The sequence below is a fragment of the Gemmata obscuriglobus genome, assembly GCF_008065095.1.
GTDB classification, from domain to species: domain Bacteria; phylum Planctomycetota; class Planctomycetia; order Gemmatales; family Gemmataceae; genus Gemmata; species Gemmata obscuriglobus.
Genome location: NZ_CP042911.1, coordinates 3,843,024 through 3,869,942 on the forward strand (window position 1 = coordinate 3,843,024; position 26,919 = coordinate 3,869,942).

The 26,919-nt window shown below is 66.9% G+C and carries 23 protein-coding genes and 1 pseudogene; 14 read left to right on the forward strand and 10 right to left on the reverse strand.

All coding sequences use genetic code 11. From position 1 onward, the window contains the following. Positions 1–110 precede the first annotated feature (110 nt). Complete coding sequence (locus tag GobsT_RS15945; protein WP_010045444.1) at positions 111–1,298, forward strand: S1C family serine protease; 1,188 nt, start codon at positions 111–113, stop codon at positions 1,296–1,298. Positions 1,299–1,345: 47 nt separating this feature from the next. After that, positions 1,346–3,571, forward strand: a complete 2,226-nt coding sequence (locus GobsT_RS15950) for a PDZ domain-containing protein (RefSeq protein ID WP_109571067.1) — start codon at positions 1,346–1,348, stop codon at positions 3,569–3,571. A 114-nt stretch (positions 3,572–3,685) separates the two neighbouring features. On the opposite strand, the gene GobsT_RS15955 is transcribed toward GobsT_RS15950, so the two are convergent. The 4 genes from GobsT_RS15955 to GobsT_RS15970 all read right to left on the reverse strand — a co-directional run bounded on the left by GobsT_RS15955 (position 3,686) and on the right by GobsT_RS15970 (position 9,627). Continuing rightward, entirely contained in the window at positions 3,686–4,321 is a 636-nt protein-coding gene (locus GobsT_RS15955) for an HNH endonuclease (RefSeq protein WP_010036516.1), read from the reverse strand. Between the two features lie 234 nt (positions 4,322–4,555). Further along, complete coding sequence (locus GobsT_RS15960) at positions 4,556–5,713, reverse strand: McrC family protein (protein WP_010036518.1); 1,158 nt, start codon at positions 5,711–5,713, stop codon at positions 4,556–4,558. Then, complete coding sequence (locus tag GobsT_RS15965; protein ID WP_148087759.1) at positions 5,710–7,170, reverse strand: hypothetical protein; 1,461 nt, start codon at positions 7,168–7,170, stop codon at positions 5,710–5,712. Before GobsT_RS15965 ends, GobsT_RS15960 begins: the two co-directional genes overlap by 4 nt. A gap of 255 nt (positions 7,171–7,425) precedes the next feature. Next, the gene (locus GobsT_RS15970) at positions 7,426–9,627 is read right to left on the reverse strand and encodes an McrB family protein (protein WP_029600736.1); all 2,202 of its coding nucleotides are present in this window, start codon (positions 9,625–9,627) and stop codon (positions 7,426–7,428) included. Positions 9,628–10,514: 887 nt separating this feature from the next. Between GobsT_RS15970 and GobsT_RS15975 the strand changes: the two genes are divergently transcribed. Continuing rightward, a complete protein-coding gene (locus tag GobsT_RS15975; RefSeq protein ID WP_010036522.1) occupies positions 10,515–11,270 on the forward strand; it encodes a UDP-2,3-diacylglucosamine diphosphatase in 756 nt (251 codons plus the stop codon). A gap of 1 nt (position 11,271) precedes the next feature. Here the strand turns inward: GobsT_RS15975 and GobsT_RS15980 are convergent, their stop codons facing one another. The 4 genes from GobsT_RS15980 to GobsT_RS15995 all read right to left on the reverse strand — a co-directional run bounded on the left by GobsT_RS15980 (position 11,272) and on the right by GobsT_RS15995 (position 15,337). Beyond that, entirely contained in the window at positions 11,272–12,690 is a 1,419-nt protein-coding gene (locus tag GobsT_RS15980) for an MFS transporter (RefSeq protein ID WP_010036523.1), read from the reverse strand. Between the two features lie 336 nt (positions 12,691–13,026). Beyond that, positions 13,027–13,401 (reverse strand): hypothetical protein, encoded by a 375-nt coding sequence (locus tag GobsT_RS15985; RefSeq protein ID WP_010036524.1) that lies wholly within the window; start codon positions 13,399–13,401, stop codon positions 13,027–13,029. Positions 13,402–13,526: 125 nt separating this feature from the next. Beyond that, positions 13,527–14,456, reverse strand: a complete 930-nt coding sequence (locus tag GobsT_RS15990) for a Rad52/Rad22 family DNA repair protein (RefSeq protein ID WP_232068359.1) — start codon at positions 14,454–14,456, stop codon at positions 13,527–13,529. Between the two features lie 161 nt (positions 14,457–14,617). After that, entirely contained in the window at positions 14,618–15,337 is a 720-nt protein-coding gene (locus GobsT_RS15995; protein WP_010036526.1) for a hypothetical protein, read from the reverse strand. Positions 15,338–15,550: 213 nt separating this feature from the next. On the opposite strand from GobsT_RS15995, the gene GobsT_RS16000 reads away from it, so the two are divergent. The 3 genes from GobsT_RS16000 (at position 15,551) to GobsT_RS16010 (ending at position 18,687) form a co-directional block, all read left to right on the forward strand. Then, positions 15,551–16,615, forward strand: coding sequence for an RluA family pseudouridine synthase (locus GobsT_RS16000; protein ID WP_010036528.1), 1,065 nt, complete (start codon positions 15,551–15,553; stop codon positions 16,613–16,615). Between the two features lie 401 nt (positions 16,616–17,016). Next, the gene (locus GobsT_RS16005; RefSeq protein ID WP_010036529.1) at positions 17,017–17,361 is read left to right on the forward strand and encodes a hypothetical protein; all 345 of its coding nucleotides are present in this window, start codon (positions 17,017–17,019) and stop codon (positions 17,359–17,361) included. Positions 17,362–17,502: 141 nt separating this feature from the next. Further along, entirely contained in the window at positions 17,503–18,687 is a 1,185-nt protein-coding gene (locus GobsT_RS16010) for a class I SAM-dependent rRNA methyltransferase (RefSeq protein ID WP_010036530.1), read from the forward strand. Between the two features lie 286 nt (positions 18,688–18,973). Here the strand turns inward: GobsT_RS16010 and GobsT_RS16015 are convergent, their stop codons facing one another. Beyond that, positions 18,974–19,366, reverse strand: a complete 393-nt coding sequence (locus GobsT_RS16015) for a hypothetical protein (protein WP_010036531.1) — start codon at positions 19,364–19,366, stop codon at positions 18,974–18,976. Here GobsT_RS16015 and GobsT_RS41060 point away from each other — a divergent pair. After that, positions 19,360–19,632: a hypothetical protein gene (locus GobsT_RS41060; RefSeq protein WP_417936339.1), complete on the forward strand. Its 273-nt coding sequence runs from the start codon at positions 19,360–19,362 to the stop codon at positions 19,630–19,632. The two genes, GobsT_RS16015 and GobsT_RS41060, sit on opposite strands and share 7 nt — an antisense overlap. A gap of 172 nt (positions 19,633–19,804) precedes the next feature. Here GobsT_RS41060 and dmeF read toward each other — a convergent pair whose 3' ends face one another. Further along, positions 19,805–20,758: a CDF family Co(II)/Ni(II) efflux transporter DmeF gene (dmeF, locus tag GobsT_RS16025; protein WP_010036535.1), complete on the reverse strand. Its 954-nt coding sequence runs from the start codon at positions 20,756–20,758 to the stop codon at positions 19,805–19,807. 311 nt (positions 20,759–21,069) lie between these two features. On the opposite strand from dmeF, the gene GobsT_RS16030 reads away from it, so the two are divergent. The 7 genes and pseudogenes from GobsT_RS16030 (at position 21,070) to GobsT_RS16060 (ending at position 26,905) form a co-directional block, all read left to right on the forward strand. Next, positions 21,070–22,152, forward strand: a complete 1,083-nt coding sequence (locus GobsT_RS16030; RefSeq protein WP_010036536.1) for a DUF1559 domain-containing protein — start codon at positions 21,070–21,072, stop codon at positions 22,150–22,152. Positions 22,153–22,176: 24 nt separating this feature from the next. Continuing rightward, positions 22,177–23,568: an outer membrane protein assembly factor BamB family protein gene (locus tag GobsT_RS16035; protein WP_010036538.1), complete on the forward strand. Its 1,392-nt coding sequence runs from the start codon at positions 22,177–22,179 to the stop codon at positions 23,566–23,568. Between the two features lie 22 nt (positions 23,569–23,590). Further along, positions 23,591–24,982: a YncE family protein gene (locus GobsT_RS16040; protein WP_010036539.1), complete on the forward strand. Its 1,392-nt coding sequence runs from the start codon at positions 23,591–23,593 to the stop codon at positions 24,980–24,982. Positions 24,983–25,136: 154 nt separating this feature from the next. Then, positions 25,137–25,397 carry a metal ABC transporter solute-binding protein, Zn/Mn family gene (locus GobsT_RS16045; protein ID WP_197905119.1) on the forward strand — a complete coding sequence of 87 codons (261 nt, stop codon included), beginning with the start codon at positions 25,137–25,139 and terminating at the stop codon, positions 25,395–25,397. Beyond that, positions 25,334–25,480 (forward strand): annotated as a pseudogene (locus tag GobsT_RS38790) (GTP-binding protein); the annotation flags it as partial. The gene GobsT_RS16045 and the pseudogene GobsT_RS38790, both read left to right, overlap by 64 nt. Before the next feature lie 58 nt (positions 25,481–25,538). Then, complete coding sequence (locus GobsT_RS16055) at positions 25,539–26,483, forward strand: DUF1559 domain-containing protein (protein WP_010036544.1); 945 nt, start codon at positions 25,539–25,541, stop codon at positions 26,481–26,483. Then, a complete protein-coding gene (locus GobsT_RS16060) occupies positions 26,483–26,905 on the forward strand; it encodes a hypothetical protein (protein WP_010036545.1) in 423 nt (140 codons plus the stop codon). Before GobsT_RS16055 ends, GobsT_RS16060 begins: the two co-directional genes overlap by 1 nt. The last annotated feature ends 14 nt before the right edge of the window (positions 26,906–26,919 follow it).

Here is a 26,919-nt window from a genome sequence, read left to right on the forward strand (position 1 = left end):
GGGCGACGGGCTCGCACGGGGCCGCGCCTCGTGCGGGTGTCGCCTTCATGCCGTGATTGGTTGGTACGAACGCACTCCGGCCCTGCTCGCCACAAGCACGACGATCACCCATGCTCACGCGATACTCAGCACTGCTTGCCGTTGTGACGGTTTTCGCGGCGCCGGCGGCCGGTCGGGCGGCCGATCCGTTCGCCGAGACCGTGGACAAGGCCAACCGGAAGCTCGTGAAGATCTTCGGGGCCGGCGGGTTCCAGCGGCTCAACAACTACGGCACCGGGATCGTCATCAGCAGCGAGGGCCACATCCTCACCGTCGCGAGCCAACTGCTCGACACGTCGGACCTGGTGGTCCACATGCACGACGGGCAGCGGCTCCGAGCGCAGGTGGTCGCGACCGAACCGCTGCTCGACGCCGCGCTCATCAAGATCAAGGTCGAGGGCAAGAAGATCGACGAGCCCAACGGGCTGAACCTCGGCGAGAAGGAGTACTTCAACTTCGAGGAGGCGGTGAAGCGCGGCCCGGCGGCCCCGGGTGACTGGGTGCTGGCGCTGAGCAACACGTTCGAGATCGCGCTCCGCGAGGAGTCGCTCAGCGCGCAGCGCGGCGTGATCTCGGCGTACACGAAAATGGCCGGCCGCCGCGGCATCTTCGAGTTCCCGTACACCGGCGAGGTGTACGTTGTGGACGCGATCACCAACAACCCCGGCGCCGCCGGCGGCGCGCTGCTCACCCGCAAGGGCGAACTGATCGGCATCATCGGCCGGGAGATCAAGAACACGCTCACCGAGACCTGGATGAACTACGCCATCCCGATCACCGGGAAGGTCGAGTTCCGGGACCGGGTCACGGTCAAGGACAAGGACGGCAAGGACGTTGAGGAAGAGAAGACGGTCGCGGTCACGATCCCGGACTTCGTCCGGGCCGCGATGAAAGGCGAGTACAAGACGCGCAAGCGGCCGGACATCGCCGCGGGGCAGGGCGGGTATCACGGCATCGTGTTCGTGCCCAACGTGCTCGAGCGCACGCCGGCGTTCGTCGAGGACGTGGTGCCCGGGTCGCCGGCGGACAAGGCCGGGTTGCGGCCCGACGACCTCGTCAGCTTCATTGACGGCGAACCAGTGGTCAGCATCAAGGCGTTCGGCGACTTCATGCGCAAGAACACCCGCGCCGGTACCGTCGTGCGGCTCGAGGTGCGCCGCGGAGAGGCGCTCCAGACGATCGAAATGACGCTCGGGCAGCACCCGGCCAAGCCGAAGGCCCCGACCACCCCGGCGCCCCCGCCTGCTAACAAGAAGTGAACCGGCCGGCGCGAACCGCAACTGGAAGCCACACGGGAAAGATACCGATGACGCACCTGGCCCTTGACCGCGCGCGCCTGTGGGTGGCGCTGGCGGTACTCGCCGTGGCCGCAACGGCGGCCGTCGCGCAACCCGCCGCTGATGTAAACGAGGCGACCGAGAAGGCCATGAAGGCGGCCGTGGCGAAGGTTGCGCCGGCCGTCGTGCAGGTCACCATGTCCGGGGGCACCGACTTCTTCAAGGAGCAACCGAAGAACGGGCCGCCCGGCGCCCGCCCGGCGCCGGGCATGCGCAAGGGCACCGGCCCGACCACTGGGCTGATCGTGTCCCCGCAGGGGCACGTCATCACCAGCAGCTTCAACTTCGTGGGCAACAACCTTGCGGACGCGAAGCAGATCACCGCCTGTGAGGTCGCGATCCCGGGCAAGGACCGTCGGTTCGTGTACCACGTGATCGGGCGGGACGAGACCCGAATGCTCACACTCCTGGCGCCCGCGGACAAAACCAAAGCCCCCACGGGACTGACGCCGGCTCAACCGCTGCCGAAGGCGGACGTGGAGATCGGCCAGTGGGCGCTGGCGCTCGGTCGTGCGCTCGACACGAACGTGGAGAGCTTGCCCGCGATGAGCGTCGGCATCGTCAGCGCGACGAACCGAATTTGGGGCAAGGCGATTCAGACCGACGCCAAAGCCTCACCGGTCAACTACGGCGGGCCGCTCGTGAGCGTGGACGGGCGGGTTTACGGCGTCGTCGTTCCCGCGTCGAGCCGGGCCGAAGGCGAGACCGCCGGCGTGGACGTGTACGACGGCGGCATTGGTTTCGCCGTGCCGCTGGAAGACGTTCTCAAGGTCCTGCCCAAACTGCAACAAGGTACCGGTGAGAAACCGGTCGTTCTGCGCCGCGGGCTGCTCGGAATCACGCAACAGGGCACCGGGATGTACATCCCGCCGGTCGTCGGGTCCGTTCAGCCCGATTCGGCCGCCGCCCGCGCCGGGATCAAGGTGGGCGACACCATCACCGAAATCAACGGGACGAAGGTGCCGACGTATTCCACCCTCCAGCACGTGATGGGGCCGCTCTACGAAGACGACGTGATCTCGCTGAAGGTCTCACGTGGCGGTAAGGACGTTGAATTTAAAGGCGTTAAGTTGCTCGGTACGAGTGCCGCGTTCGTGAGCGCGTACTTCGGCGTGCTGCCGATGCGCGACGATCCGGGACCGGGGGTTGAGGTCCGCTTCGTGTACCCCAAGAGCCCCGCCGACACCGCGGGCATTAAGGCCGGCGACCGGATCATGAAGTTCGGCCCCGGCACACCGGTACCGGTCCAGAACCGCCAAGCTCTCATGCAGGTGGCGCAGCGCCTCACGCCCGGCACCGAGGTGAAGGTCGAGGTGAAGCGTAAGGAAGGCGGGAAGGTCGAAACGCTCACCACCACGCTCACCCCGGCTCCGAACGAGGTGCCTGAGAAATTGCCGCTGCCCTCCAGCGCGGGGAAAGCCCTCGAAGGGCAGCCGAAACCGAAGGAGAACCCGAAGGATCCGTTCCCCAAAAAGGACCCGTTCGGCAAGGCACCGTTCTCGGACGTGCGCGCGGAGACACAAGACGAGAAGAAGGACGACCCGAAGAAGGACAAGCCGAAGGTCGAAACCGGCTTCCTGACCCGCAACGACCAGGCTCTCGGGCGCGAATACTGGCTATACGTGCCGGACAATTACGACGCAAACGTGTCGCACGGGTTGGTCGTGTGGTTCCACCCCGCCGGGCAGGGAGGGAAGGATGGTGAGAAGATGTCCACGACGTTCCGCAACTTTGCCGAGGACAATCACTTCATCGTGATGGGGCCGAAGGCCGGCGCCGAGGCCGGCTGGCGCCCGGGCGAGACGGAACTCGTCGTGAACGATGTGAAGGCCGTGATGGGGGAGTACACGATTGACAAAACCCGCGTGGTGGCCCACGGGTTGGGGAACGGCGGTGAGATGGCGTTCTACGTCGGGTTCAACGCGCGCGACCTGTTCCGCGGTGTCGCCCCGGTCGGCGCCGCGCTCGGCAACCCGCCCAAAGACAACATCCCCAACCAGCCGCTGTCGTTCTTTATAACCGCTGGTGACAAGGACCCGCTGCTGAAGGACATCCAGGCCAGCCAAAAATTGCTGGCCGAGCAGAAGCGGTTCCCAGTGATCTTTCGCGAGATGAAGGAGTCGGGCAAGGAGTACTACGACCAGCGCACGTTCACCGATTTCCTGAACTGGCTCGACTCGCTCGACCGGATCTAACGCGGTCGGATGTCCTCCAGCGGTCCGGCCCCAGGTCGTAACGTCGAAGACCATCCTGAGAAGGTCTTCGACGTTACGACCTGGGGCCGGACCGCTGGAGGACATCCACCAGTGTCACTTCAGTTCAACGTTCCAGTAGGCGTTGTCGATGAACGACTGCCACGACTGGTACTTCTTCTGAGTCAGCTTGAGGTTCAACAGCGGGCTGCGCTTCGGCTTCTCCGGCTTGCGGATCAGCGTCATGTTGGCCTGACGCGGGGTCCGTCCGCCCTTGCGAACGTTGCAGTCCACGCAGGCGCAGACGATATTGTCCCAGGTGGTCCCTCCACCTTGCGAGCGCGGGGTCACGTGGTCCAGCGACAGTTCCGTGGTCGGGAACTTCTTCCCGCAGTACTGGCACTGGTTGTGGTCGCGGGCGAAGATATTCCGCCTGTTGAACTTCACCGTCTGCTTGGGCATCTTGTCGTAGCCGAGCAACCGGACGACCCGCGGCGACAGCAGCTCCGAACTCGCGGTGCGGACCCAGTCGTCGTCCTCCTGGCGGAAGTTGGCGGCCCGGAACGCGCTAAGCTCCGACCACGACTCGAAACTGTATGTCGCGAACTGCCCCTCCTCCATGCTGACCACTTCGGCCAAGTTCTTGCACAACAGGCAGAACGCTCGACGGACGGAGATGACGTGTACGGCCATGAACGTCTTGTTCAGCACCAACACGCTCGAGTCAAGGGCCGAGTACGAGCCGACATTCATAGCGGTCCGGCCTTTCTCAGTTAGGTGCGGCCCGGCGTCGGCGAAGGGCAACGACCGCGGGGGCCACTCGTCAAGAGGAGAGGCGCGAGCGGGCGAACAGGTTCGTCCCCAGGGACATCATAACCGCACGTTTTGACGCCGTGCAAGTGCCGACAAGCCCGGTTCGTCGCCGGTTTCACACAGACTTCACCGGGTGACGGACCAGCCGGTACGAGCGCAAAAATCGGACGCTCTTTAGGGCCGACACACGTGCCTGGCGAGTCGGGCGGTCGATTCGGTAAGTTCACTGTCGGTGCCGACGACCCGGAGGCGGTAGCGGGTCACCCGGACGAGCCCGTTCGGCGTGGCGAACGTCGCGCGGCCGTCGGTGCGCCCCGGGTACACCAGACCCACCCGCGGCGCACCGGTCAGCCCGGCGTAAGCCAGCACTTGGTGAAGGTCGGCCGGGTCGAGAGCCGTCGTCTTCCATTTGGCGTCGAGTACGCCGCGCGCGACGGCACGCTTACGGACCAGCACGTCGGGGCGCAGGGTCACCGGTCCGAGTGCGAACGCGGGGTGTGCGTCAACAGACCACCCAGGGCGATCCGCCAGCTCGCGCCGCAGCGAGCGAAAAAGGTACCGCTCGAACGCTTGGCCCAGATCGAGCAGGAACGCGTCCGAACCGGTTCGGAGCGGGTCGGCAACTGAGAAGCCCTGTTGAATGATAGCGCAGAGGTCAAGCAGCGCGTGGTAGCCGACCGCGCGGGGCTCTGTCCGGGCCGCGCTGAAGTCGGCGTCGGTGCCGTGGACGTTCGGTACCTCGGCGAGCGGGCGGGCCGCTGTTTCGATGCGTTCGCGCGTCGCGCGGGGCACATCGGGATGTGTGCCGAGGGTCGTTGCAGCAGACCGGGCGATACGGTTCCACGGGGTGTTCAGGTCGAACGACGGTTCGTCGATGTGGAAGTGCCCGGGAAACGCCTGGCTCGCGGCGTCGCGCATTTGCGCGGCCGTCCGGAGCTTGCCGCGCAGGAACGGCGACACCGACTCGACCTCGCCATACCCTGCGACCAACCCGGCGCGCGCGACCGCTTCGAGTTGATCCGCAAAGGCCGTAGCCAGTGTGCCGAGCAGCCCACCTTCGGGGATGCGTGTGGTGCCTCCGGTTGGGTGAACGCCGGAACCGAGAAGGAACTGGAGGTTCGGCCACGGGATTTTCGGCCCGATGAGATAGCGCGCGGCCGGACCGGTGAAGAACCCGACGTAGCCGCGGGGGGTGAGCGTGTACGTACCGCGCTCGAAGGTGGGACTGATGTCGATCAAGTGCCGCGCGGGGCCGAGCAGGAAATCGACCTCGGCGCGCGGGAGCTTGACCGCGCGTGGTCGCCGTTCGGTCAGGGCGATCGTGCGCGTCACGGGTCGTTCATCTCCTCGGCTGGTGCGCGTCGCTGGTCCGGGTTCCAAAGCTGATAGCCGGCACCTTGCCCTGTCCCGCTCTCGTCAAGTTCTTTGGAGGGCGAACTGGGCGGTGAATTCGGCCAGAAGTACGTCACGGCAACGCGATCCGGGTGCGTGCGGTACACCGGCGGCTGGCCATCGAACGGCCCGACGGGCACCGCGGGTAAGAACGCCGGCACTAATTCGGCAAGCGCGCGCGGGAAGCGGCCTGTCTTGATCCGGTGTCGTTCGCACGCGAGGCATACCGACGCTGCAAGCAGATCGGCGCGCGTCTGAAGTGACCTCTCGGCGATGCGCTCGAACGCAGGGATCATCCGACGCATCACGGTGTACCGAATGTCGATCGGTGGGCCGCTCGGAATTTGTATCTTTTTGAGCGCGGATAACTGTTCGTGTGGAGGCAAATTCGACACCGCAACGCACTGAGAGCAAATCTCCAGGCACTTCGCCCGGTCTCCAGGAAGTAGCGCTTTGTATGCCCGAAACGCCGCATAGTGAGCCGGCTTTGGCGCCCCAAACCCCGCGTAGTTGAACAGGCTCTCCAGCGGGATCGTTTCGTTCTGAACTCCGGTGAAGAAGTGGTCGAGCATCGCGCGCTCGCCGCGCATCCCGTACCGGAACCAAGGCACATCCGCTTCCGTAAGTAGCTCGGCTTGCAGTTCCGCGAGCTCGTCGGTCGGTTCGCCCCACGCGAGCGTTTGCATCGTACTGTCCGCCGCCGCACGAGCGCAGGAGATGCGCGTCATCTGCGAGAGGAGTACCGGTTCGTCACCGAACGAGCGGGCGACAGCGAGCGCCGCACGGGCCGCGGTGATGCCGCGGTTGGGGTTCCCGTGCAGCGCTTCCCAACGTGCGTCGTACTCGAGCACGGTGATCACCCGCCGCGCTTGGGCCAAGTGGGGGAGCAATGTGGCAACCGGGTCCGGGCCGACCGTGAGCGGGTACGTGCCGGGCCGCTGGGCGCGGCGCAGATCAACTGCGCGGTCACGCAGCGTTCGGGTCGGCTCGGCCATTTTCGCGGCGTGCGCCAGCCCATCTTTGTCGGGCCGGTGGTTGTGCGCACGCCCCTGTTGCCACCTTGTCCGAGTTAGTTCCTCTTGCCACTCGTTCCAAGGCTCTGGCACCTCACCAGCGAGAGCGAGAACCCGCGCGTTGAGATCTCCATCGGCCGGCGGCGGCATGTGCCGGGCGCGTTCCGCCAGGACTGCGTCCAGGCGCCAACCCGGTTCTTCGGCGTCGAGTCGCTGCATGACCCGGTCCAGTTCGCGCTGCCCCACACGGCCCACCTGCCATCGGCCGACGAACAAGACCAGCGCCACCATTGCGACCGCGCCGCCACGCCACAGCGCGAGTTTGCGGAGCCGACGCAGGCGCGAGTGTGGAGGGGACGGCAGATCATCTTCGGGATCGGTCACGTGTGGCGCTCCGCGGTCGTTGGGCTCCCGAGATGACGCCCGCGCCGCAGCGCCGTTTCGCACGCCCGGCGTAATCGGTCAGCCGGGCCGTTCGCTGTTAACGTCTGCGTGGCATTCGGGCTCCTGATTCATGGTCCGGTTGCGGGCGCCTTTTTGCGCCGCGCAAACAGGACTGTCTGTGCCACAAGAAACAAGCACAAAATACTGGATCGTGAATGGCGCCCGCGGTGTCTGTCGATCAGTCATCGGTTGAAATCAGGGCTCATCGTTCGGCACCGAGGGCTTCGGCTTGCGGCGTCTCTCGCCGGCCCCGACGAGCCGTTCCGGCGTGTAGTCGGCGAGCCGCTCCTCGCGCCCGCCGAGGTAGTCGAGCAGCACCGGGCGCACGTGGTGCGTCCACACCGCCGCCAGTTTATCGTGATCCAACTCGGGCACCATGAAGAAGCTGTGCCCGATCTGCCGGTCCGGCCCGAGGTCGCGGGCGAGCCGGCGGTTCAGTTCCTCGAACAACAGCACCACCCGCGGGTTGAACGTCGGGTCGGTCGGTTCGGCGTCGGCGCGGGATTCGAGCCACGAGGCGAGCACCACGGCGTCCGCGGGCATGTCCACGAACGAGAACCGCCGCCGCAGCGCGTGGTCGAGCGACACCGCCGAGCGGTCCAGCGGGTTCATCGTCGCGAGGACGAACACGTTCTCCGGCAGGCGGAACTCGCGCCGGGAGTACGGCAGCGTGATCGCCTGGTCGCGATACTCCAGCAGGTACAGCAGTTCGCCGAAGATGCGTGAGACGTTACCGCGGTTCAACTCGTCCACGATGAGGACGTGCGGCTCGCTGGGCCGCGCGCGGGCCTGCTCGGCGAACTGGCACAGCAGCCCGTCCTCCACGGGGAACGCGATCTCGCCGCGTGCGCTCCCTTCAACCGGCCGCGCCCGGATGCCCTCCACGAACTCTTCGTAGCTGTACGAGGGGTGGAACTGGACCAGCCGCACGCAGTCGGCTCGGTCGCCCGCCAGCAGCCGCGCCAGGCACCGGGCGACGTGCGTTTTCCCGGTCCCCGGCACGCCCTGGAGCACGAGCTGCCGCTTCAACCGCAGCAGGCCGAGCACGCGGTCGAGCCAGACTTCCGACAGGAACGTTTCGCGGTGGAACGACGCCGGGTCGTAGGGCGGGGCGCCGTCCGGGGCTCCGGCCCGGCGCGAGAGCAGCGCCCGCGGGTCGCCCTCGGCCGCGCAGGCGAACGCCGGCAGCAGCCGGTCGAAGGTGAGCAGGATTTCGCCCGTCAGGTCCTCGCGGCGCAAGAGCGGCGACTCGGACGGCAGCCGCTTGCCGATCGCCAGCGTTTTGTGAACCGCCCACGCCCGTAGGTCCGCGGCCGACCGCACCGCGACTTCGGTCGTCAGGTCGTCGTCCGTCCAGAATCGGCACTCCGCGAACACGTTGCCCGTGTGGAGCGCGCGGAAGATTGCGTCCGCGTGTTCCTGGATGTTGCGGCGGAACTGCTTGCCCGCTTCGCGCGCCGAGCGGCCCAGGTGGAACCCGTAGTGGACTCCATCGTCCGCGACCCGAACGAAGAACTGCGCGTCCGCGCGCTTGTTCGCCAGGGCCTTCCGGTAGAAGGTGATCCACTGCACCGGCTGGTAAGGGCCGCCGCGCCCGAAGTCGTTCTTGCAGATGCTCGTGACCGCCCGCCCGCTCCGCGCGTCGCACTCCAGGTCCCAGCCGTGCTCGCGGTTCAGGACCGGGTGGATGTACCGCTCCGCGACGGCCTCGCACAGCTCCACCAGCGGCTCGCGCAGCACGAACTGGTAGCGGTCGCGGTGCTCGGCCATCCAGTCTTTGGCGTTGGCTTCGGCCAGTTCGCCCAGGAACGCGAACGTGTCCGAGCAGAACCCCGCGAACCCGTCGCCGCCCGGCTCGGGGCACCGCGCGTCCGCGACGGCGGTCACCACGTCGGCCAGTTCGAGCGGGTGAACTTTGAAGCGGTCGCGCAGCACCGCGGAAACCTCGCACCAGAGGGCGGCGCGATCGTTTTCGGGCAGTGCGGGGAGGTACGCGTCGTCGAGGGCGGGGAGGGCGGTTTCCCAGCGCCCGTCCGGAAATGCCGTTCGGAACGCCCCGAACGCTGCGGGCGAGTCGCCGGCGGCGCTTGCGGCTGCGAACTCGCGGACCGCGTTGAGGCACTCGTCGGGGGTGGACCGCATCCGGTGGGCGAGCGGCACGCGGGTGCGCACCTCCCGCACGGCCTGCTCCACACGGCCGGGTGTCGCGGCCCACGCGAACGCGCCATCGGGGACGGAACCGGTCGGGAACTCGCGGCCACGGGTACGCGACACCCGCTCCAGAAACTGCCCGACCTCGAACGGGGGCAAGTCCGGGGCGTGCCGGCGGACCGCATCGAACCCGCGACTCACGGCCTCAAATCGCGCGCGGACATCCGCTCCGCCGTCGCGAAGCATTCCCAGCCTTTGGAGCCCGGTTTCCGTAGCCGGGCACCACACCGGACCGGTATCGGGATCAATGCGACTGAGTATCGCGGACCAGAACGCCGGCCCGAGTCCCGGGAGGGTGTACACCCCACCCGGTGTCAGACAGTGCGCCAAACGGTCCGGGAGCGGATCGCTCGCGCGCACGAGGTGGTTCAGCGCGTGCCGGATCAATCGCACCCGCTGCGACACAAGTTCGGGGCGAAATAGAATCGGTTGTGTCGTGCGGATAAAGGTGTCGAGGGCGGTCGCCAATTCTTCGTCGGTGGCACTGTCGAGAAACCGGACGTTGAGACGAGCCGGCGCAGACGCGAATGGAGCCACTCCTCGGGCCGCGCGAAACGCGGTCAGAAGTGGAGCCAAGGGTAACACACGTAATCGAAACCCGGACGACATCTTACAACGTCTCGCGAAGCGAGGAACGGGGTAGATCGTATCAGATTTGAGTGCTGCTGAAGAGGTGGGTTTCGACAAAGAGACGTGAACTTGGCAGAAACAAAAAAGTCCCGCCGGAGGTCACTACAGCGTCGCCCATTCACTGTAGGTACCAACCGGCGGGACAAAGGAATAATACACCGGCTTTTTTCAGAGGCAAGCTGACTGTCTGTTTTTTCGGCGGATCGCGGCCTCGTGTCCGAAAAGCCGACACCGCTAACGCCCAGTACGGCCTGGATTTGGACGCTTGCCAAATATCTAAACAATAAGATCGATGTGCCGCATGATGTCGCCCGTTGCAGCCATGCGGCGCATATCATGGTGTAAGATAATAGTTAACTTGGACTTCATACGATCTGCACCGCTAACGAACCGTCATCGTGTAGAAATAGTGTGATATTAGACGCCCGAGAGGGGAGCTCTCCGTGCTCGATGCCATCGTGATCTCGGACATCCACCTCGGCAGCGAAAACTGTCAGGCCAAGTACCTCGCTCACTTTTTACACACCGTGCGCCGCGGCGATCTTAAAGCCCGGCACCTTGTCCTTAACGGCGATGTCTTCGATTCGATCGACTTCCGCCGGCTGAAGAAGAACCACTGGAAGATTCTCTCCGAGCTACGGAAGCTCGCTGACGAGATGGAAGTGGTTTGGATCAACGGCAACCACGACGGCACCGCCGAGGTCGTTTCTCATTTGCTCGGGGTCCGCTGCGCGGACGAAACGGTCGTGGAGAGTGGCGGGCGGAAGATCCTCTTCCTGCACGGGCACCGGTTCGACGAGTTCATTACCCGCTACCCGTTCATCACCTGGGTGGCGGACCGGGTGTACAACTTCCTCCAGAAGATCGACCAGTCACACACGTTCGCCAAGTTCGCCAAACAGCGCAGCAAGACCTTCCTACGCTGCACCCAAAAGATCGAGGCCGACGCGGTCAAGTACGCCGCCAAGCGGGGGTGCGACGTGGTGTGCTGCGGGCACACTCACCTTCCCGTCGCGAACGAGACCGGGCCGATCCGGTACTACAACAGCGGGTGCTGGACCGAGAAGCCCTGTCACTACCTCACGGTCGTGAACGGCGTTGTCAACGTGTGCTCGTACACCGAAGAGGTGTCCGACGAGGTTCTCAACATGGTCGATCCGCCGGCCCTGGCGCCGGCGGTGCTGGCTTCGGTCGCGTGAGCTACCGTGTCTCTTCCGACTCGGGCTCCGGTGCGACGATTTCCTCTACCACCGGTTTCGTCGGGTCGATCACGAGCCAAGTTAGCACCCCCAACCCGTACACCACCGCGTACATCGTGAAGCACGTCACGTAGCCCGTTCCGCTGACGACATCGACTTCCTTACCGTCCACCATCTGCTTCACGGTGTAGGTCTCGAGGATCAGGCCGGTGATGAGGTTGCCGAGGGCGGCGCCGAGGTTCCCGACCATGTTCATCGCCCCGGACACGATCGCGGAGTACCGGCGCCCGATGTCCTGCGCCGTCGCCCACGACGGCCCCATGATGAGGTCGTTGGTGAACCCCACCAGGATCAGGCACCCGGCGAACACCCACAAGTTGCCGCCGGTGAACGCCGCTGCGGCGGCGTAACAGCACCCCGCTAGCCCGTAGCCCAGCATCCCGTAGATGCGCCGCCCCCACTTCCGATCGCCCGTTCGGCGGATATAGCGGTCGGTCAGCAGCCCGCCGAGCAAACAGCCCGCCATTCCCACGAGCAACGGCGCGCCGCCGAGTAGCGCGAGGAGCAATTTCCCGCCGTCGGTCGCGTTTCCCGATGGGAACTGATCCTTGAGCGTTTTCGGCAGGTAGTACATCAGGAAGTACCAGTTGAAATTGGTCACCGTGTACATCGCGCAGAGGGCCAGCACGTTCCGGTTGGTGAAGATGCGGCCCCATGGCACCGCTTCGTTCACTTGCGTTGCGCCCTTTCCGGCGTTGATGAGTTCGTCCTCGGCCGCATTCACGTCCGGGTGTTCGGCCGGGCGGTTGCGGAAGGTCGCGTAGAACGCCACGCACCACAGAGCCGCGACTGCCGCGAACACGCCCAGCGCTTGCCGCCACGTCAGCCCGCCGATCACCACCAGCAGCACCCACACGAAGGGCGTGAGCCCGCCCATGAGGCGGGCCGACATCCACACAAGTCCCTTCGCGCTCCCCCGCTTGTCTTCCGGGAACCAGTTGTAAATCGCCTTCGAGATGTTGGGGAACGCGCCGGCCTCGCCGATGCCGAACAGGAACTGCATCGCGACCAGCACCCCGAACCCGATCACCACGATTTCGGTGCCGGGGAGGGCGTAACCCGCGAACGCGGTCAGCCCGACGAACAGCGAAAACCACGCAACGACCCGCAGGAGGGTGATGCGCGGGCCGAACCGGTCGCCCATCCACCCCGCCGGGATTTCAAAGAGGGCGTAGGCGATCTGAAACGCCACGAGGACGAGGTAAAACCGCTTCTCGGGCTGCCCGACGGCGGCCATGAGGTCGCCCTTGGCGCTGCCGTACATGGCGCGGTCGAGGTAGGTAATCATCGCGAGCAGGCACAACAGGAAGAGCATTCGGTAGCGAACGGTCGTCGGCGCGGCAGGCAGCGTGGCGCTCATTACTGGCGGACTCGGGGAGGGCAGGGGAGAAAGCGCCCAATGTAGCCCGGCACGCGGGTTGCGCGAAACGAAAACTGGTTGCCGCGAACGGGCGACGCGGGGTACGATCGTCACAACCGCGCGGCGCCGGGGCGGAGCTAGCGTCAACTGCGGCGTAACGCCGCGGGTGGTTTGTAACGCCGAGCAGTTCGAGTTGAGTCCTACGGGCATTCCCAGGTGTAATGCCCGTGGGACTCGTGCCACAGAACGAGAGTAGCCCCCCGCGCCGCGCGAGCGTCAAAACGCCGACTGGCCGGAGCCACGTGGGTTCCGGCCCGTCGGTGTGTTTATCCTCAGCTACGGCTTCTTCGGATCTGGGGCCGGCACCACGTTGACCTTTCCCTGCGCCACCACGACCGAAAACGACTGGGTGTCGGCTTTGCAGTTCAGTTTCCCGCTCCAAACGGGCCTCTGCGGGCTGGTCACCTCGTAGACCTCGTAGCTCTTTTCTCCGGCGGTGTTCTGAAACTCCCGGAACGACTCGCCGCCGAGCAACTTTGTTGGTTTCCCGCGCACCGGCTTCCCGTTTATGAACGTCACTTCTTGAACGACGAGCGCCTTGTTCGTGTCGTTCTTGATGGTGACCCACCCGGCGTCGGCGCAAGTTGCCACGGTCGCGGTCACGAGGACCGCCGCGGCAAGCGCGTACAGTTTGGAGCGGATCGCGAACATGGGGCAGCTCGGTCTGACACCGGGACCGACCGCGGGTCTAGATAACCCACGGTTTCTCCCCAACGAACGCGGCGTCAGACCGTGCTTGCGCAGACAATCGCGAAAAAGAGTCCGATCTCGCTAACTCACGCCGCGGTGCGGGGTTCGGGCTTGCCCTGCCGTGCGTTTTGGTCAAATTCCCGCACCACGTCCACCGCAAATTGGATCGCGGGACCGGTCCACTCGACCATGTTGGCGGTGTAGCCTGCTTTCACTCCGGCCTGAGTGACGTGCGCGAGTAACGCGCCGACCGGGCACAGCTTTTGAGACGCAAGTTTCGCATCGTACTCGCGCAACCGGCGGTGCAACTCCTGGCCGTTCGTCGGCAGATTGACCGGCTTCCCAGCGTCCGCTTTTGCCCCTTCAGTTTTGTGTACGTCTGGGTTGGTGGGTTCGACTTTGGGCACCGCGGTGTTCGGTTGCACCGCGGCGACTGATGGGACCGACGGCTTTGGGGGCGCTTCGGGCTTGGGCACATCCTTCTTCGGTGCGGGCGCGACAACCCCAACGGGCGCCACGTTTGCAGACTGTGATTTTGCATTCGGGAGTGCCCAGGCCGGGAGCGGCGGCGGTTGAACAATTTGCTTCTTCACCGAGTCATAATCGACCCAGGCCGCGGACAACCGGTAGAGGTATCGGCCGATGCCGAATTTCACAGCGGCGCGCTTGAGCGCGTCGCTGAACGCCGCCTTGAGGCGGTCGCCGAGATCGGGTTGCTCGCTCGGCGATCCGACATCGGTTTTGGTGATCCAGTTGTCCCCGATCTTGCAGCGGAGCTTACACATCACCGAGCCGTCCGGGAGTATCTCGTACACGTCCTCCCAGTGCTCCACACCGAGCACATCGTCCAGCCGGTCCTGAATGAGGCGGGCGTCGACATACGCCATCGCCAGACACCGGTTGTTCTTGACCATCTGCGGTTTGAACTTCACGTCGCGCGGCTCGAACGGGTCCGCGAGCGCGGCGGTGAGTGCGACGACCCGCGGGTCGCGCGGCATGGCGGCTTCAGTAGACACTGCGCACCCTCCCTCAACGACTGATGTGTTGAGGGTAGTGTACGGGTGTATTTGGGGCGGGACGATGTCAGTTGGCGCTCCGGCGCGACCGATTGTTCCGGGTGTGCGGATCGGGTTGAGCGATTGCACCGCGCTGACGGCGGTGGCAGGACGAACCGCAATTATGCCGCCTTGCGGGGTGCGAGTAGACGTTTCCACCACGGCAAATGCTTCGGCTTTGATTTGGGCTTTGGCGGGGGGGGCGGTGGCTCCTCGCTTTTTTCTTCTTCCGCTTCGGTGGCCCCTTCCGATTTGGCTTCGGCCGCTTCCAGGTCGCGTGCCGACACGGCTTGCAGCAAGACGCCGAGTACGACGAAGCCGACCACCAGGCCGTTGAGCGGCGCGACGTTACGGGCGACCCAATCACCCGTATCGAGGGTCCAAACTTGCTCGGCCAGCAGTATTCCGGCGTGGCCTGCGAAGAGGACGCCCAACAGGCTGGTGAGCAGCATCGTCCAGAGGCGGTAGAGCAGGATTCCGAACAGTCCGCCGCACAGGAACACGGCCCACAATTCTTGCGCCTGAGGGAACACCCACTGAGCCGCGAGCCATGCCCCGCAGCCGCCGGCCACGAACGCCAGCACCTTCGCCAGTTCCAGGGCGAGTAGCCCCGCCGACACCGCCAACAGGATGCCCACCGCCATCACCTGTGTCCCGCCGGACGTCCGGCCGGCGTTCAGGCCGATGAGCCCGGACGCCAGGGTGATGCCCGCGACGACCCAGAACCGGTGCCACCGCCACCCGAACAGCCACAGCGCGACGCCAAGCACCGTAATGGTGCCGGCCATGGCACCGGTCATGCCGCGGGCCTCGGCGAGGATGTCGGGTGCGATCAACTGCACGGTTCACGCTCGGGATGCGGAGGGGACGCGTCCATTCGTCCAACCTTAAGGGCGGACCGCGCGGGGTGTCAAGTTGGGTCCGGTCCGAGCGCGGCGGGATTCCGGACGGCGCTAACCGGTGTTTCCGGTTCTTTGCGTGCGCCCGCACCCGGACTGCTACATTTGATGTGTGCAGGCGCGAATTGCGCCGCCAGATCTGTGAGGGCAGGGGTCGTGCCGCCAATTCAGTTCGTCGTGGACCGCCGGGACGCCGGGCAAACACTGGCCGCGGTATTGAAGTCGCGGTTCGGGTTGTCGTGGGCGCAGGCGAAGCGGCTCGTGGAGAAGCGGCACGTCAAGGTGAGCGGGCAGGTGGAGACCGATGTGGCCCGGCGGCTGAAACTCGGCAAGCGGGTCGAACTCGCGGCCGGGACGGTCGAGATCAAGCAGGCGCTCCCGTCGAAGAAAACCGGCGCGGCGAAGAAAGCCGAGCCGGGGAAGAAAGCAACCGAACGCCCGCGGCCACCTGCGCCGCGTCCGAAGCCGGCTCTGGAGTTGGGGCTGTCGCCTGACGCGATTGTGTACGTGGACGACGCGGTTGTGGTGGTGAACAAGCCCGCGGGCCTCACCACGATGCGCCACAAGGAAGAGGCCGAGGAGTTCGGGGCGCACGGGCAGCGGTTCCTCACGAAGACGCTCGCGGGCCTGCTCCCGACGTTGCTCGGGACGCCGGACCGAGCGGTGACCGCGGTCCACCGGTTGGACCGCGACACGTCCGGCCTCGTGGTCTTCGCCCGTACCCGGGCGGCGGGCGAAAACCTCACGGCCCAGTTCCGCAAGCACAGCACGGAACGGCGCTACCTGGCGCTCACGCGCGGGGTGCCGAAGCCGGGGCGCATCGCGTCGGTGTTCGTATCCGATCGCGGCGACGGCCGGCGCGGCACCACCACCGATCTTGCTGCGGACGGAAAGCGAGCCGTCACGCACGTGGCGGTGCTGGAACCACTCGGTCCGTTCGCTCTGGTCGAATGCCGGCTCGAAACGGGCCGCACGCACCAGGTCCGTATTCACCTGGGTGAGGCCGGCGCGCCGCTGTGCGGGGAAGGCGTCTACGATCGGCCGATCGACGGCCAACCGCTGCCCGACGGGAGCGGGGCGCAGCGGCCGATGCTGCACGCCACCCGCCTCGGCTTCGCGCACCCCGATACGGGGGCAGCCGTGAGCTGGGAGGTGCCGCCGCCGGAGGACTTCCGACGGCTGCTGGCGAAGCTGCGGGTCGCTAGCGAACCGGAAGAATGAGGTCGGGCGGGGGGGGGAGCTACTCAGCGATAAGGCGTGTGGTTCGCGAGGTGTGGTCGCCTCAGGTAACTCGCCTCACGCGCGGCGACATTTTAATCAGCACCTGGGGCGGTCAACACCCGCCGCGTCGAACGCGTGCCCAGCGCGCGAGGACATACGAACACACCGCCCTCTGCTGGGTGCCGAGACGCGGCGGAAGTCGAGAGCGGTTCGGCAGCGTGCAGATGGTCGCCGCATCCTCGTTTGCGTGCTCGCGATCGGCCCGCAACGTATGTTCCTCGGTGCCCGAGATCGGAACCCAGGTCTCGTTGACCAACCCCACGGGTTGCCTGTCGATGCACACCATTTCCCGGACGGGGAGACCGGAATCCGTTCCCGCGCGTGGTCGCGTTAAGGGCCACTTGCACAGCACCGGCGCCCGCACCAACCGGGGCCGGGACGCGCGGGCGACCGCGGAAACCAAGGGGCCGCGGGTGGCGCCGGAGCCGTGGAGGCCGAGCCCGCTCCTTGCGGCCGTGGTGGCTTTCGGCGTGGTCGGGCTGGTGTTCGGGTCGAACGAGTCGCTCGGGCTGCGGTGGTTCGGGGGCGCGCCGTACACGATAATCCTGTTGGCACAGCCGGCGTCTTGGCTCGCCCTTCGGGTGCTCGCGCGTGTGTTAGACCGGTCGCTCGATCTGGCCCTGGATCTGGTGCTGTTTTGCTGGCGGCGGTTCGGCGCGAAGAGCGGGCGGAATGAACTAAGGTAACGCACTGGCACACGCGGCGCCCGAGCCGCCGCCGACGCGGCCACGCGCCCGTTGGTGCCTTGCGTCCGACCGTGCAAGGTCGCAAATCGCTTGCTTTCGGCGGGTTCTCGGCGTTTTCGCCGCTTCTGGTATTATGTGGGTATGAACCCTGCACCCGATGCCGCCCCGCTGCCAGTAGTCAAGCTCAAGATCGAGCGCCGGTCGTCGCACCCCTGGATCTTCCAGAAGATGGTCGAGCGCCCCGTTGCGCGCATCCCGCCGGGTAGCGTTGTGGACATCGTCAACAGCACCGGTCAGTGGGTCGCGCGGGGGTTCTACAACGGGCATTCTCGCATCACCCTGCGCGTGCTGACCACCCAGTCGGACGAGGTAATCGACGCGGCCTACTTCGCCCGCAAACTCGGTGACGCGGTGGCGTTCCGGCGCGACACGCTCAAGCTCGATGACGTCACAAACGCGTACCGGCTCGTTCACTCCGAGGCCGACGGGCTGAGCGGACTCGTGGTGGACCGGTTCGGCAACACGTTGGTGCTGGAGTTCTTCGCGGCGGGCATGTACAAGCAGCGGGCCGCGATCATGGACGCGCTGCGGGTGCACTACCCGGACGCCAAGTTCTATTACTTCGCCGAAGAGCACGTCGGGAAGCAGGAGTCGTTCGACTGCCGCCCGCCGGAGCCACCCGCGCCGGACGTGATTAACGAGCACGGGTTGAAGTTCCGCGTGGCCCCCGGGAGCAAACACAAGACCGGCTTTTTCGTGGACCAGCGGGACAACCGCAAGACCCTCGCCGGGCTATGCGCCGGGAAGCGTGTGCTGGACATCTGTTGTAATACGGGCGGGTTCGGCGTGTACGCGAAGGCGCTCGGCGGCGCGGCGGAGGTGGTCGGGCTCGACCTCGACGAGCAGGCGCTGGACATGGCCAAACAGAACGCCAAACTCAACGGCGCGCAAGTGCGGTACGTTCAGGCGGACCTGTTCGCGTGGCTACGTGATGTGATCCCGAACGGGGAGCGGTTCGACACGGTCATCCTCGACCCGGCCAAACTGACCCGGGACCGTGAGGATGTCGAATCGGCACTCAAAAAGTATTGCGACATGAACCGGCTGGCGATGCTCGTGGTGAAGCCCGGCGGGGTGCTCCTGTCGTGCTCGTGTACGGGGCTGGTGAGTGAGGCCGATTTCCTCGAATCCATTCGCCGGGCGGCGTGGCAGGCGGGGCGGAACGTGCAGGTGTTCAAGATCACCGGCGCCGCCCCAGACCACCCGTTCCTGCTGAACGTGCCCGAGGGCCGATACCTGAAGGCTGTGTTCTGCCGTGTCGATTGAACCCGTGCGAACCCGCGGGGATGGGGCTTGAACCCGTGCCGTTGTTGGGGTTCGCGCTCGCCCGCGGCGCCACAATGGTTCCGTTGTGCCGTGCCCCGGGGCACAAGCTCACCACGCGGCTGACCGGTAATGGTGCAGTTTGCGAAGGGCTACGGCCAAATAACAGGTTGCCGGCGGGCGGTCCCCAACTCGAGAAACCCTCGCTCTCACTCGCCGCACCCTGCCTTTGGTAAAATCAATCCGCTCTTGGCTCTGAACAGGGCTACTCAGACTGGTGTTTCGGACATTACCAAACGGCGGCGAGCCAGTTTTTCAGGGCGTTGTGAAATTCCGTGAGGTCTCGACCGTCGGCCGCTTCCTTGGCAAAGTGCATCTCCCAGTGCTGGAGCCGCAACGCGCCGAGCATGTCCGCGAATGTGGGCGTGTTCTGGCCCATGTACCATGGCCGGTCCCGGTGGACCTGGGAGCCCTCGCGACCGGGGCCCGCGTACCACAGGATCGTCAGCGCTTGGACAAACCACGCCATCGGGTGCTCCCGCTCGACGCTCTTGGCCACCCGCACGCACGGGTCGTGTAAACCGAGGAGCTGTTTGCTCTCGAAAAAGACGACCTCAATGCTCCACCGGCGACAGTACCCGCGGATCACGAACTCGGCCGAAACGGTCGGGCTGGTTGCCACGAGGACCTCGTCCCGCCACCTACGGGTTGTTCCGCGACTGGCGGCTGTGCGGCACCTGGGAGAAGGTTCACGCCACCCGGCGAGAGGAGGTCCGCATCGAGGCCGGTGCCCCTCCGACCCCGGAAACTTTGCGGGTGGACGCGCAGACGGTCAAGACGACCCACCGCGGCGGCCCCGAGGGGTACGACGGGGGGAAAAAGGTGAACGGCCGCAAGCGGTTCATCGGGGTCCAGGGCTATTTCATTGTTCAAGTTGTGTACCCTTGAGGAGGTCAAGGGCCTCGTCCGGGCGAACTTGGAATCGGTGAGTCGCGGCTCGGGTGCTTGCGGCCTCCACGCCGTGGAGTAAGTGGATCGCGACATTCCGCAACGCCGCCAGGACCTGCGTCGCGTTCCCCTTGCGGACCCGACAACGGTCCTCGTCGAACGTCACGCGTCGTCAGTGGGCGATCGCCTGTTCTTCGGTGTGCGGATGTTCCCCCGTGCACGGGTGGACTTCAACGGTGACGTGAACGATCTCCTCATGCACCTGGAGCCGGCGCCGGTACTCGTCAGGCGGGAGCGGGTCGGCCGCCACCAGGGCCACGATGCAGGCGAACTTGTCCGGCCCGACCCGCCAAACGTGCAGATCCACGACGACCGCATCCCCGTCGTCGAGAACCTCGCGAATCTCTGCCACGACCGCCGCGTCCATTTCGCGATCGAGCAGCACCCGCCCGGTTCGGCCGAGCAAGCCCCAGGCCCAAGTGGTGATCACAACGGCCCCGACGATACCCATCACGGGATCGAGAACGTCCCAACCGAAGAACCGGCCGCCGAGCAGGGCCACGATCGCAAACACCGAAGTGAGGGCGTCGGCCAGAACGTGCAGGTACGCGGCCCGCAGATTCAAGTCGTGGCCGCGGCCGTGATCGTGACCGTGCGAATGGACGTGCCCGTCGTGTCCGTGAAGCAGCCACGCGCTCAGCAGGTTCACGGCCAACCCCACGGCCGCGACGAGGATCGCGTCGCCGTACCGGATCGGCACCGGGTTCAGGAGCCGGACGACCGACTCGTAAACCATGAACAGCGCGACCAGCCCCAAGATAATCGCGCTCGCGAACCCGGCCAGCACGCCCACTTTCCAGGTTCCGAACGCGAACCGCGGGTCGGCGGCGTGCCGCCGGGCGTACCGGTACGCGAACGCGGCGATGCCCAGCGCGGCGACGTGCGTGCCCATGTGCAAACCGTCGGCCAACAGGGCCATCGAGTTGGTCAGCGAGCCGGCCACGAGTTCGGCGACCATCATCGCCGCGGCGAGCAACACGACCCGGCGCGTGCCGCGTTCGCCGGATGGGTTGCCGGGGTCGAAGTCGTGATCGTGCCACGGGCGCGTTCGGTGCGTGTGGTGCATCGGGATACCCCGGGCGGTCAGGAGGTTGGCGCCGATCTCGGCCGCCCGTCGTGGTCGTGAAATGGGTCCGGCGGCTCGCTCGGGTGTCACTCTCGGCTCGACGGCCACTCCCGTTTGCTCAGGCGCCTACATCACCTCTTCCGCACCGCTCCGGGCGTCTCCGAGTCGGACGCGGTGGCACTCGACAAGGCGAACCGGTCACGGCCGACCAAATTATGCCACGGAATTAACTTGGCGCACTTGGTAAAACTAAGTAATAGTATGTTCTCGTTTTACCTACTCTCGCCAGCGGTTTCAGAAAGAGAACCCCAATGGAGCGTCCGAACCGTACCCGCGCCGCGTTTACGCTGATCGAGTTGCTGGTGGTGATCGCGATCATTGCGATCCTGATCGGGCTCCTGCTCCCGGCGGTGCAGAAGGTGCGCGAAGCCGCCGCCCGGATGAGCAGCCAGAACAATCTCAAACAGCTCGGCCTGGCCCTTCACAGTTACGAGGGCGCCAACAGCGTTCTGCCGGGGATGAAGTCGGCCGGGGAGAGCAACGCCACCTCGTTCGGCTACTCGGTCCACGCCCAACTGCTGCCGTACATCGAGCAGGAGAACTTGGGCAAGCAGATCGACATGACCCAGCCGCTGTTCGTGGGTGTGTTTCCGACCCCGTCGTTCCAACTGAACCCGTCGGTCGCCGGCACCGCCGGAACGGTGGTGAGAACCTTCCTCTGCCCCGGCGACGCCCAGCAGCCGCTGTTCACGATCAACTCGGGCGGCGGAACGCACGCCGGCACCAGCTACGTCGTCAACCTCGGCTCCGGGCTGGCCGGAGCGGGCGCCGCGGCACCGAACGGGTACGACACCCGGTTCCCGTCCGACGGCATGTTCTTCTACGGCCCCGGCCTGAAATTCGGCGACATCGCGGACGGCACCTCGAACACCATGTTCATGTCCCAGTGCCTGCTCGGGCTGAACCAGAACCTGACCAAGCCGTTCGCCGACCTGACGCCGGACGAGAAGCGGCGGCAGACGGCCAGCCTGTCGGGCAAGGGCTTGTTCACCGGGCCGAGCGGGGCGAACCCCGGCTACGGGGCCAGCCCGCCCATCGGGAGCGCCGAGTACCTGTCGGCCACGTCCTGGCGCGGCAACCGGGGCGGGTCGTGGATCTGGGCCAACGCCTCGGTCAACGGGTTCACCGCCGGCCTCGGCCCGAACAGCCCGGAGCCCGACTCGACCGCGCACGGCATGGGGTTCCTGTCCGCGCGCAGCAATTTCCGTGGCGGCGTCAACGTGTGCCTCGGCGACGGCAGCGTACGGTTCGTGCGCGACGCGATCGCGCTCACCACCTGGCGGGCGCTCGCGACGCGCGCCGGCGGCGAAGTGGCCGGCGGCAACGACTTCTAACTCACCTCGGTCGGAGAACGTCCCATGTTTCCGCTGTTACTGCTCGCGGGTTGCGCCGGTGCGGACCCGACCCCGCCCGCCGACACGTGGCGGGGCTTCCGCAACGACGGGTCCAGTTGCACGACCGCCCGCGACCTGCCCCTGACCTGGGGGCCGAACGAGAACGTGGCGTGGCGCGCCGCGCTGCCGGGGTACGGGCAGTCGTCGCCGGTGGTGTGGAAGGGCCGCGTGTTCGTGACCGCCGTTGAGGGGCCGGAGAAGGAGAAGTTGCTGGTCGTCGCGGTGGACGCGCGGACCGGCGCGGTGGCCTGGAAGAAGGAGTTCGCGGCCTCCCAGAAGGGGAAGAACAACCCGATGATGAGCCGCGCCGGCCCGACCCCGGTGGCGGACGCCGAGGGCGTCTACTGCCTGTTCGAGAGCGGCGACCTGCTCGCGCTCACGCACGACGGCGGCACCCTGTGGCACCGGTCGCTCGCGAAGGAGCACGGCGAGATCAAGAACAACCACGGGCTGGGCAGTTCGCTCGCCGAGGCCGGGCGCGCGGTGTTCGTGCAGGTCGATCACGCCGGCCCGTCGTACCTGCTCGCGGTGTGCAAGGCCGACGGCAAGGAACTGTGGAAAACGGAGCGGCCCGGCCGCACGTCGTGGACCTCGCCGGTCGTCACGACGTTCAACAACAAGGCCGCGGTTCTCGCCAGCGGGGGCGGCACGCTCACCGCCTACGACGCGGCGACCGGCAAGGAACTGGCCGCGCTCGACGGCCTCACCGGGAACACCATCCCGTCGCCGACGGCCGCCGGCGATCTGATCGCGGTCGGCGCCGGCGAGAACCGCATGAAGCCGGACCTCAAGGCGTCCGCCAAGTCGAACTGTCTGGTGCGGTTCGGCGCGCGGGACGGGAGGCCCGCGTTCGAGCCGGTTTGGAACGGCACGAAGGCGGTCAGCCACCACGCCAGCCCGGTCGTTCACCAGGGCCACGTGTACTTCGTCACCAAACTCGGGCTCGTCCACTGCCTCGACCTGAAGACCGGGGCGGAGCGGTACGCGGAGCGGCTCGACGACGAAACGTGGGCCACCCCGGTCGGGGCCGGGGACCGGGTGTACTTCTTCGGCAAGTCGGGCGTCACCACGGTGCTCAGGGCCGGCGGCGAGTTCGAGAAACTGGCGGTCAACCGGCTGTGGTCGAAGGAGGACTACGCGGCGCGCCTGGACGCCGCGAAGAGGGCCGCGGCGGACGCGCTGCCGAAGCCGCCGGAGGGCAAGGGGCCGGGGGGCGGCCCGCCGGTGCCGAAGGCGGAACTCGAAGCGACCCGGTACTCGGCCGTGGGCGACGTGGTGTACGGCGTCGCGGCCGTGGACCGCGCGCTGTTCGTCCGCACCGGGACCGAACTCGTTTGCATCCGCCCGGCCAAGTGACACTTCCGAGAGGGGAACGAAAATGCGCTGCGCGCTGTGGTTCGTGCTGACGGCCGCACTCGGCGGGGCCGTCGCGGGGGGCGACGACAAGGCGCCCGCGAAGGCGAAGCCGCCGGCACCGATCGTCCGGCTGTTCGTTCAGGACATGAAGACGTGTTCGGTGAAGTGGGCCGACGTGCGGGTGGGGGCGGACCAGGAACTGCTGCTCGACCCGCTCGCCGATGTGGCCGGGTTCAAGAAGCTCGACCCGGCGAAGCAGAAGCTGGTCCAGATGCGCGAGTCCGGCAGCCTCGTGTGTGTCGGCGTCCGGGACGACGCCGACGGCGCGTTCGAGAGCGGGTGGGTGCTCATGCAGTCCGGCGTCGGGTACGCCGACCACGGGGACCACGGGCACTGGACGTACAAGGCGGCGCCCGCGGTGATCGACAGCCGGCTCGACGCCAAGCAGGGGAACCCGGCCCACCTGTACCGCTACGACGGGTGGTTCTACCTCGCCAACGACAAGCTCAACGGGTACACCCGCATCGACCCCGAGGGGTACGCCACGAACGACGCGCGGTCGCTGGGCCAGGGGAAGCCGCTGTTCGTGACCGGCGGGGGCGGGCACATCACCCTGGCGGTCGTCGACAACAAGGTCGGGTACGCGTGCTGGATCGACGGCGGCGGGCCGAACAAGGGGCGCGTCGACGTGTCCCCGGTGGGCATCGGCGCGAGGCCCGAGCCGGCGTACTCGTTCGCGCTACCGACCGGCGGCATCCACGGGGCCGCCGCGTGCGCCGGGAAGGTGTTCTTCGCGCCGTCCGCGGGCGTGTGCTGGGTGGACGCGGACCCCGGGCTGAAGCTCAAGGCCGATCAGGTCCAGGTGCGGCACATCGACCTCGGCACGGAGGGCGACAAGCCGCGCCGCACCGGGGCGTTCGTCACCCACGGGCACCACGTCCTGTTCGTCACCGGCAAGGAGGCGCCCAACTTGGCCGTGCTGGACGCCAAGAGCGCCGAGCCGAAGCCGGTGTTCCTCCCGCTCGCGGTCAAAAAGGGCACACACGCGGTTACGCCGGAGGTGGTCACGTCGGTGGACGGGAAGACCTACGCGCTGGTGTTCCACGACCGGGTGAAGGACAGCGACGCGGCCGACGCGCTGGAGGTCATCGCGCTCGACCCGAACGGGGACGGCGATTTCTCCGACATGAAGTCGGTGAAGGTGCTGGCGGTCGGGAGGAGCGCGGTCGAGGGGCACTTCGGGCACCACGACCTCGCGTTCGACGCGAACCGCAAGTACGGGTTCTTCACCAACCCCGGTGACGGCACGCTCTCGGTCCTGTCGCTCAAGACGCTCGACGTGGTGGCCACGTTCACCGTCGGCGGCACCCCGGCGGCGCTCGTCGCCCGCGGCGGGGAAGACCACGACGACTGACCCCAACCTCCGCCCGGAGCCGAATCATGCGCGCGACGAATCGACTACTGGCCGTGGTGCTGCTCGGCCTCGCGACGGTCGCCGCGAGGGGTGCAGTAACAAGCCCGGCGGCGGTGACGGCGGCAGCGGTTTCACCGGCTCCGGCCGGGTGCGGGTGGCGGCGACGTACAGCATCCTCGGCGATCTGGTGAGGAACGTCGTCGGGGACGGGGCCGAGGTGGTCACGCTGGTCGGCCCGGACGGGGACGCCCGCACGTTCGACCCGTCGCCGCAGGACGGGATGACGATCGCCGACGCCGCGGTCGTCTTCGAGGCCGAGTTCGACGGCCCCACGGCGACCGCCGGCAGGAGCTCGTGTTCATCGGCCAGAAGATGGACGAGCCGGCGGTCCGCGCTGCGCTCGACGCTGCCCTGATGACCGATGCCGAGATGGCCGGCGGCCCGGCGGTGTGGTCGAAGATCCGCGACCCCCTCCCCGAGTGGCCCGACCCGGACTAGGCGCTGGCCACCGCGACCGCCAACGACCTTCACACCGACCGCACGCTCCGGAGCCGAAATGACCCGCTGCCGAAGGCCCGCGTTCACGCTGATCGAACTCTTGGTAGTGATCGCGATCATCGCAATCCTGATCGGACTGTTGCTGCCCGCAGTGCAGAAGGTGCGCGAGGCGGCGGCGCGGATGCAGTGCTCCAACAACCTGAAACAACTGGGCCTCGGGTTGCACAACTTCGAGAGCGCCCGCGGCGAGTTCCCGGTGAACCTCGGCACCGTGCGGAACCCCGGCCCGCGGCACCCGTGGACCGTCGTCATCCTGCCGTTCATCGAGCAGGACAACCTGTTCAAGCAGATCCGCCTCGACGTGGCGTGGTTCGACCCGCCGAACCGCGACGCGATCAAGACCCCGGTGAAGATTTACCAGTGCCCGTCCGCGACCGCCCGTGAGCCGGCGTTCACCGAGGTGCTGGTGCCCACGGTCGGTGGCACCATGACCCGCATCGAGGGCGGGCGGTGGGACTACGGGCCGTTCAGCGGGGTCAACGGGGCGTACCTCGCACAGCCGCCGGCTGACGTGCGCGCGGTGTTTGACGGCGGCGGGAACCGGTGGTCGGACATGACCGACGGGCTGTCGAACACCGCGATGGTGTCCGAGTGCGCCAACCGGCAGCAGTTGTGGAAGCGGCGGACGCAGGTGACGGACACGGTGGCCGAGAACAACCCGTGCGGCGCCGGCGGGCCGGGGTGCGTGAACGGCGGGATCTGGGCCGACTGGAACAAGAACATGCGGATCGACGGCGCGACCGCCGACGGGAACGCGTCGAACGGGGGCGCGTGCGCGGTCAACTGCACCAACCAGTGGGAGGTGTACAGCACGCACACCGGCGGGGCGAACTGCCTGTTCGGCGACGGGTCGGTCCGGTTCCTCAAGGCGTCGCTCACCTACCCGACGCTGGCCGCGATGATCACCCGCGCCGGCGGCGAGGTCCCGGCGGGAGACAACTGATGCGTGCGACCTTCGCGGCGCTGGTAATGGCCGGGGTGATGGGTTGTGGCGGCCCGAAGGCCGATGACGCGCCGGGGCCGGTCCGGACGCACGGCCGCGCCGTCAGCGGGGGCAAACCGGCCGCGGGCGCGGTGCTGGTGTTCCATGCCGTCGGCGGCACCGGTGGACGTCTGCCGCCCCGCGCCCGAGCCGGCCCCGACGGCCGCTTCGCCGTCACCTCCGCCGACGGCGGCGACGGACTGCCCGAAGGAGAATACGCCGTGACCGTCGAGTGGCGGAGCGGGTCCGGCGAGAACGGCGACGACGGCCGTAACCTGGTGAGCGAGAAGTACACCCGCCCGGCCACCACCCCGCTGAAGGCGGCCGTCCGCCGCGGCCCCGACGGGCGTTGCGCGCTACCGGACTTCGCCCTCACACCCTGAGCGGAAGGCCCCGC

Excerpts from the sequence above, each read along its gene's own strand:
- GobsT_RS15980 (WP_010036523.1), bottom strand. The coding sequence starts at position 12,690 with ATGAGCGCCACGCTGCCTGCCGCGCCGACGACCGTTCGCTACCGAATG.
- GobsT_RS16035 (WP_010036538.1), top strand. The coding sequence starts at position 22,177 with ATGTTTCCGCTGTTACTGCTCGCGGGTTGCGCCGGTGCGGACCCGACC.
- GobsT_RS15945 (WP_010045444.1), top strand. The coding sequence starts at position 111 with ATGCTCACGCGATACTCAGCACTGCTTGCCGTTGTGACGGTTTTCGCG.
- GobsT_RS16010 (WP_010036530.1), top strand. The coding sequence starts at position 17,503 with ATGAACCCTGCACCCGATGCCGCCCCGCTGCCAGTAGTCAAGCTCAAG.
- GobsT_RS16055 (WP_010036544.1), top strand. The coding sequence starts at position 25,539 with ATGACCCGCTGCCGAAGGCCCGCGTTCACGCTGATCGAACTCTTGGTA.
- GobsT_RS16030 (WP_010036536.1), top strand. The coding sequence starts at position 21,070 with ATGGAGCGTCCGAACCGTACCCGCGCCGCGTTTACGCTGATCGAGTTG.
- GobsT_RS15970 (WP_029600736.1), bottom strand. The coding sequence starts at position 9,627 with ATGCTTCGCGACGGCGGAGCGGATGTCCGCGCGCGATTTGAGGCCGTG.
- GobsT_RS15950 (WP_109571067.1), top strand. The coding sequence starts at position 1,346 with ATGACGCACCTGGCCCTTGACCGCGCGCGCCTGTGGGTGGCGCTGGCG.
- GobsT_RS15955 (WP_010036516.1), bottom strand. The coding sequence starts at position 4,321 with ATGAATGTCGGCTCGTACTCGGCCCTTGACTCGAGCGTGTTGGTGCTG.
- GobsT_RS16060 (WP_010036545.1), top strand. The coding sequence starts at position 26,483 with ATGCGTGCGACCTTCGCGGCGCTGGTAATGGCCGGGGTGATGGGTTGT.
- GobsT_RS15985 (WP_010036524.1), bottom strand. The coding sequence starts at position 13,401 with ATGTTCGCGATCCGCTCCAAACTGTACGCGCTTGCCGCGGCGGTCCTC.
- GobsT_RS16040 (WP_010036539.1), top strand. The coding sequence starts at position 23,591 with ATGCGCTGCGCGCTGTGGTTCGTGCTGACGGCCGCACTCGGCGGGGCC.
- dmeF (WP_010036535.1), bottom strand. The coding sequence starts at position 20,758 with ATGCACCACACGCACCGAACGCGCCCGTGGCACGATCACGACTTCGAC.